At 43.6% G+C, this 6,553-nt stretch carries 5 protein-coding genes; all 5 read left to right on the top strand.

Annotated elements, in window-relative coordinates:
* Positions 1-254: 254 nt before the first annotated feature.
* The 5 genes from FTT74_RS08780 to rsfS all read left to right on the top strand — a co-directional run bounded on the left by FTT74_RS08780 (position 255) and on the right by rsfS (position 6,327).
* The gene (locus FTT74_RS08780; protein WP_131260559.1) at positions 255-3,071 is read left to right on the top strand and encodes an ATP-binding protein; all 2,817 of its coding nucleotides are present in this window, start codon (positions 255-257) and stop codon (positions 3,069-3,071) included.
* A gap of 196 nt (positions 3,072-3,267) precedes the next feature.
* Positions 3,268-4,053 carry a crotonase/enoyl-CoA hydratase family protein gene (locus FTT74_RS08775; protein ID WP_004974929.1) on the top strand — a complete coding sequence of 262 codons (786 nt, stop codon included), beginning with the start codon at positions 3,268-3,270 and terminating at the stop codon, positions 4,051-4,053.
* Between the two features lie 90 nt (positions 4,054-4,143).
* Positions 4,144-5,010, top strand: coding sequence for an NAD(P)-dependent oxidoreductase (locus tag FTT74_RS08770; RefSeq protein WP_179988888.1), 867 nt, complete (start codon positions 4,144-4,146; stop codon positions 5,008-5,010).
* 45 nt (positions 5,011-5,055) lie between these two features.
* Positions 5,056-5,850: a hydroxypyruvate isomerase family protein gene (locus tag FTT74_RS08765; protein WP_096901402.1), complete on the top strand. Its 795-nt coding sequence runs from the start codon at positions 5,056-5,058 to the stop codon at positions 5,848-5,850.
* 75 nt (positions 5,851-5,925) lie between these two features.
* Positions 5,926-6,327 (top strand): ribosome silencing factor, encoded by a 402-nt coding sequence (gene rsfS / locus FTT74_RS08760; protein ID WP_004974926.1) that lies wholly within the window; start codon positions 5,926-5,928, stop codon positions 6,325-6,327.
* Positions 6,328-6,553: the final 226 nt, after the last annotated feature.

The following is a 6,553-nucleotide window of genomic DNA, read 5'->3' as shown; positions in this document are numbered from 1 at the left end:
TGACATAATTCCAGACGAAGTTCACTTCTGATGCTAGTTGGTCTAACACCTTGCAATGTTTGTCTTTTATACGTAATTTAAGGGTTTTCATGTACTTATATTAACAATCAAAACTCAAGGAAAATAGTCCTTAGTTAAATCAAACGACACTTCATGTCGTGTCGCTTATATCTCTGACCTGAAGGACTGAGTTTTACGCTCCATTTGATAAAGCATGCTAAACTGCCAAACATAGGGATTAAACTGCGTTAACCATGTCAAATATCAATAAAAAGTTATTTAAGCGCTTACATTTAAATCATGCTTATGGACAGCTGATTGCACTTATTTTTGTGCCAATTATGGTTTTGGCATGCGTCGGCACGATGCTAGTTTTATCTGAAACCTCGAATGCCGCAAAAGCACAGCAGCGACAAATGGCAATTGCGATTTTGACCCGTTTTGAGTTGCCATCTGAAGCAGCTTTGCATCAACTGGCTAGCTTTCCGTGGAAGTACGAAGAAGCACGTACTTTTATGCAAAACATGATGAACGAAAAGCACTTGATTCGTACTGCACTGATTGATGCTTCTGGTACACGCCGTTTAAGCATGGGCTTTCAAGACCAAGCCGAATGGCCCAAATTCCCTAAAAATGCCGATTTTTTTGGCCCAATTCTGTATAAAAATAATCATGTGTATGGCATGCAAATTCAGCAAGACATCAACCGTCCTGCATGGTTGCTGATTGAACTGGACAATCAGCCATTACAAATTGCCCGTTATCGGGTCATGATTGTATTAATTGCCACAGGCTTGCTGACCCTGTTGTTGTTATTGCTGTGTCTGAATTTCTATTCACGACGCTGGATTGCACCCATGTATGAAATTCGCATGCAGCTACAACGCCTGAATGCCGATACGCTCGATCAACACATGGTCATTAACAGTACTGGCGAATTACGCTTACTGCAGCGGGATATTGCCAATGTGGTAAAACGCCTGCATTTCAGCTTTTTAGAACTCAAAGAACATACCGAACAAACCGAAGATGACTTGCGCCGCACCCTCGATACTTTGGAAGTGCAAAACATCACTTATCGTCAGGCACGTGACCAAGCGATTTCTGCCAACCAGTCTAAATCGGTATTTTTAGCCAACATCAGTCACGAACTCAGAACACCATTGAACAGTATTGATGGCTTTATTCACCTGTTATTGCGTCAGGAAAATCTTAGCAATGAACAGAATTTATATTTACAGACCATTCGTAAATCATCGGCGCATCTTTTAGCACTCATTAATGACGTATTGGATTTTTCTAAAATTGATGCAGGCAAACTGGAACTGGATACCGCACCCTTTGATTTAGAAGAAGCCATTTTTGATGTGATGGATATGCTCTCGCCTTTGGCTGCGCAAAAACACATCAACATGGCCTTTTATTTTGCCGATAACGTGCCGCAATATGTGCTGGGCGATGCTTTACGTTTCAAGCAAATTTTAACCAATTTAATTTCCAATGCGATTAAATTCACCCCCGATGGTGAAATTATTGTACGGGCGCGGGTAGAACATGACGATATTGGACAATGCTTAATTCACTTTAGCGTCCAAGACAGTGGCATTGGCTTAAGCGGTACAGACCGTAAAAAATTGTTTGAGTCTTTCTCTCAAGGTGATACTTCGGTCACGCGTCAATTTGGTGGTACAGGTTTAGGTTTGGCCATTTCCAAACAGTTGGTGCATTTGATGCAAGGTCAAATTGGCTTTGAAGACAATCAGGAACGCGCCCCAACCGAAAAAGGCTCGACCTTCTGGTTTACTGCCATGTTTGCGGTAGATGAAGCGCATGCACAGCAGCATCCAAACTTTAAAGAGATTCAGGTGGTGTCGTATTTGGCGCACCCTGCCACAGCGAATGTCTTGCGTCATTATCTTGAAAATTATGCGGTGCGACATATTGAAGCCGCTTCAATTTTAGATTTATTTAGCCGCTTAAAAGATGTATCCGACCTGCAAGACAATACTTGGTTGATTGTTGATCATAGTGGCGACACCGAAGCTTTATTAAAAGAAATTCGTACCCGTTATCAAGGTAACTTGGCAGTGTATGGCTATCAAATGGCGCTAGACCCAAGTCTGTTAAATGAATATCGTGCGCGCGCTTTGTATCAACCGCTCAGTCGTTCAGCCTTAATTGACTTACTCAACAATGAAAACAGTTTTGATGAACAGGAGTCTGCATCATTTGATGGTAAAGGCCTGCACGTTTTAGCGGTGGATGACCATCTACCAAACCTGATTGTACTCGAAGCCTTGTTGGGCGAACTGAATGTGACCACCACCAAAGCGCAAAGTGGTCAGGAAGCTTTGGGGATTTTGCAGCAACGCATTGAGCAGGGACAGCAACCATTTGACCTGATCTTTATGGATATTCAAATGCCTGTGATGTCGGGGGTAGATACCACCCGTGCGATTCGTTCTTTAGAATCGACTTTGGAAAATCACAAACGCTTACCTATTATTGCCCTCACCGCGCATGCTCTTGCCGATGAAAAGCAAAAATTACTCAAAGTCGGTATGGATGACTATGTCACCAAACCGATTCAGATTGAACAAATCATCCAAATTTTAACCCATTGGACCACGCAAAGTTTTAATAAGCCACCTGCAGTCGATAAAGCCATTGTGATTGAAGCGCTAGATCCACAGGTGTTGGATTGGCAACAAAGCCTAATGCTGGCAGCCAACAAAGAAGACCTTGCAGTGGATTTACTGAAAATGCTAGTGGATAGCTTTGCCACAGAATTACATGAAATTGAACAGCTGATTGAACTGGAAGATTTCCCACAACTCGAGCATGTGTTGCATCGTCTGTATGGTGCGACCCGCTATGTTGGCACACCGAACCTGCAAGAAGTAACAGGCTCATTTGAACAGTTTGTTTCGACCTTACGTAAAGAACGTCGTAAAGCCGATGATCTGTTTGTGCAAGAGGTCTTAAACCGTTATCAGGAATTACAAACCTGTATACAGCAAGTTGAACATGCGGCAGAACACATTTTTACCAAACACAATGCGGTGAGTTAGCCAACATCAAAGTGACATTCACCGCGAACGCCTCAACGAGAAGATACAGTTTGTAAGCACGACTCACCCAGCACTATTCACAAAAAAAAGTCACGTAATCAAAGGCAAGGTCGCAAGGCTTTGCCGTGACTCTGCTGTCATTTATCGCACTGCTGCCCATGTTATGCTTTGCCCAGTAAAAACAAGAGCTCACATCATGACCTTACTTCGTATCGAAAAAAATAATGGCATCGCCACAGTTTCCCTGAACCGCCCAGACAAACGCAATGCCATGAGTTTTGCCCTACTCAAAGAATTGGTGCGGACTGCCGAAAAACTTAAAAAAGACCGCAGCTTACGTTGTGTAATTTTAACAGGCGAAGCAAAGGTATTTAGTGCAGGCATTGACTTGGCCGACCTCAACAATCCACAAAACCGTGCATTTGCGGCTTGGGAGTTAATTAAGCCAGGGCAAAGCCTGTTTCAAAAAGCATTTCTCGTTTGGCAACAATTGCCTGTACCTGTAATTGCTGCAATTGAAGGCTATTGTTTTGGTGCAGGGATGCAATTGGCCTTGGCCGCAGATATTCGTATCGCGCATCCTGACACACAAATGTCGATTATGGAAAGCCGTTGGGGCTTAGTGCCTGATATGGGGCTAAGCCGTTCTTTAAAAGGTTTAATCGGTCTAGACCTTGCCAAAGAGCTGACTTTAACTGCGCGTATTTTTGATGCCAACTATGCCAAAGAAATTGGTTTGGTCACGCATTTAGATGCAACCCCCTTACAAAAAGCACAAGCCCTTGCTGAAGAAATTGCACAACGCTCCCCAGATGCATTGGCTGCAGCCAAACAAGTGCTGGATGCTATGGAACATGCGCCAAATAAATCTTTACGTTTAGAAAAAATTTGGCAATTAAAATTATTGCTGGGTAAAAATAGCCAACTGGCACGTAAAAAGGACAAGAACCCTGAAGTGACCTTTGCACCGCGTCAGTTTTGATTCAGTTCAAACACAACAGACTTTGACCAAAGGCTAAATTGACATTTCAAGCCAGACTTGTACTGTAGGCAAAAATGGAGAATCAGCGCTATGCATTTTGATCGTGACACAAAAATCGCTTTTTTAGGTATGGGACTTATGGGGACGCGCATGGCAACCCGCTTAGTTCAGGCAGGTTTTGAGGTCGCGGTGTGGAATCGTAGCCCTGCGGCTTGCGAATCTGTGCTCAGTCTGGGGGCAAAACCGCTGCAATTGAGCGAGATCGGACAATATCCAGTGATCTTGAGTTGCCTTGCCGATGATAATGCCGTCCAAGCTGTATTAGATCAAATTGAGCCTTTTTTGACTGCTCAACAAGTCATTGTCGATTTTTCCAGTTTGTCTGTAGATCAAACCCAAAAGCTAGCGCAGCAAGCCAACCTCAAACAGGTCACATGGATTGACTCACCTGTATCGGGAGGCACTGCGGGAGCCGAACAAGGTAGTTTGGTGATTTTTGCAGGGGGTGATGCAAACACCATCGAAAAATTAAGCCCGATTTATGATGTGCTGTCACAACGTGTGACCCGTATGGGCGAAACAGGCACAGGACAAGCCACTAAAATCTGCAACCAACTGATTGTTGCTGCCAACAGCACCCTAATTGCCGAAGCTGTTGCCTTAGCAGGACAGGCAGGCGTAGACACCCGTTTACTTGCACCTGCTTTGGCCGGTGGTTTTGCCGACTCGAAACCGTTTCAGATTTTAACTCCACGCATGGCGACTCACAGTTTTGAACCTGTGCAATGGAAAGTCCAAACCCTATCTAAAGATTTAAACAATGCCTTACAACTGGCAGCACAATTTCAGTTACAGATTCCTATGGCAGAAAAAGCCCTTTCACAACTGCAAGCTCATCAAGCCAAAGGTTTTGCAGAAGCAGATTTAGCCACCATTATCCATCAAGTCGAAGCCTAATCGGCTTGATTCCTGATCCACCCTTTGCCTGCAAGGAGCATCTGCATGTCTAAACTGGCGGTTAATCTGTCGATGATTTTTACCGAAGTGCCTTTAATTGAACGCTTTGCCCTTGCACGCGAACATGGTTTTCAGCATGTTGAAATTCAGTTTCCCTATGAACTGAGTATTGAGCAGATTCAAACCCAACTCACACTCCACCAACTCAGCCTGTGTTTAATTAATGTCCCTGCGGGCGACCTCATGCAAGGCGGCAATGGTTTGGCGGGCGTACCGGGGAAAGAGATTGAATTTCATCACGCCCTAGAGTTAGCCATCCGTTATGCCACGGCGTTAAATGTCCCTAGCGTCAATATTTTGGCAGGTAAACAACCTGTCGATGCCGATCTACTACCTTGCTTAAACACGCTGGCAGAAAATCTAAAACTGGCCTGCTCGATGCTCACCCAACATCATATTCAGCCTGTATTTGAAATGATTAATGGCACCGACATGCCACGCTTTTTGGTACAAAATATTGCGCAAGCTCAAGAGATGCTAGAAGCAGTCAAACATCCTGCTCTTAAAATGCAATATGACTGTTATCACATGGCGATGATGGGTGAAGATGTGCTGAGCGCATTGCAAGAAAACATTCAGGATATTGGTCATATCCAGTTTGCCGACAATCCAGGACGCCATGAACCCGATTCAGGCGAGCTAGACTATACTACTATTTTCAAATGGTTACAGCACAGTGCTTATTCAGGCTATATCGCTGCAGAATACCGCCCAAGTCTGGCGTCAAATCAATCATTTGCATGGAAAGACAAATACTTTCCCTCAAATCAAAGTGGTTAAAATTAAACCGATTTGAAATTTCAGGCTAAAACAGCTATATTAGACGATGAATAATTTTAGGAAATTATACACCCCATGAATTTAGAACCATCGCCCGGCGCTTCTAATTCTCACGATCTTGCAATGAATACCCAAAAGCATGACGTACAAACTTGTCTTAAAGTTGTACATGAAGCTCTCCTTGATGTAAAAGCCAAAGAAATTGTTGAACTTGATGTCAGCAGCATCAGCAATGTTTCAGATGCCATTGTGATTGCTAGCGGTACATCAACTCGCCACGTAAAATCTCTTGCCGACAATGTTGCCGAAGAAGCGCGCAAAGCAGGCTTCCGCCCAATTGGTATTGAAGGTGAACGTGATGCAGAATGGATCTTGGTCGATCTTGGTATGGTAGTGGTTCACATAATGCTACCAACAGCACGTAAATTCTACGACCTAGAAAGCTTATGGCGCACTACGCCTGAGTCTGTTGCTTAATACAACAGCTCACTTGAGCAGCCTTAAAGATACACAATAAGCGACTTTCAAATAAGTCGCTTTTTTAATGCAGATCTTTTGAAGCTCATATCCCTAATCATTTTTATATCGCATTAATCTACCCACCAAATATTGGTTTATATCATCCCCTACCCAATACATTGCTTCAAACCAATCCTATAAAACTCGCCCAAACTCAATCTGCCTGATCTCAATTAACCACTTT

The sequence above is a fragment of the Acinetobacter sp. YH01007 genome (genome assembly GCF_013420425.1).
Classification (GTDB): domain Bacteria; phylum Pseudomonadota; class Gammaproteobacteria; order Pseudomonadales; family Moraxellaceae; genus Acinetobacter; species Acinetobacter towneri.
The sequence above is the reverse complement of the archived record's forward strand: the minus strand, read 5'-3'. Positions and strand labels throughout refer to the sequence as shown.

Excerpts from the sequence above, each read along its gene's own strand:
- FTT74_RS08780 (WP_131260559.1), top strand. The coding sequence starts at position 255 with ATGTCAAATATCAATAAAAAGTTATTTAAGCGCTTACATTTAAATCAT.
- FTT74_RS08775 (WP_004974929.1), top strand. The coding sequence starts at position 3,268 with ATGACCTTACTTCGTATCGAAAAAAATAATGGCATCGCCACAGTTTCC.
- FTT74_RS08770 (WP_179988888.1), top strand. The coding sequence starts at position 4,144 with ATGCATTTTGATCGTGACACAAAAATCGCTTTTTTAGGTATGGGACTT.
- FTT74_RS08765 (WP_096901402.1), top strand. The coding sequence starts at position 5,056 with ATGTCTAAACTGGCGGTTAATCTGTCGATGATTTTTACCGAAGTGCCT.
- rsfS (WP_004974926.1), top strand. The coding sequence starts at position 5,926 with ATGAATTTAGAACCATCGCCCGGCGCTTCTAATTCTCACGATCTTGCA.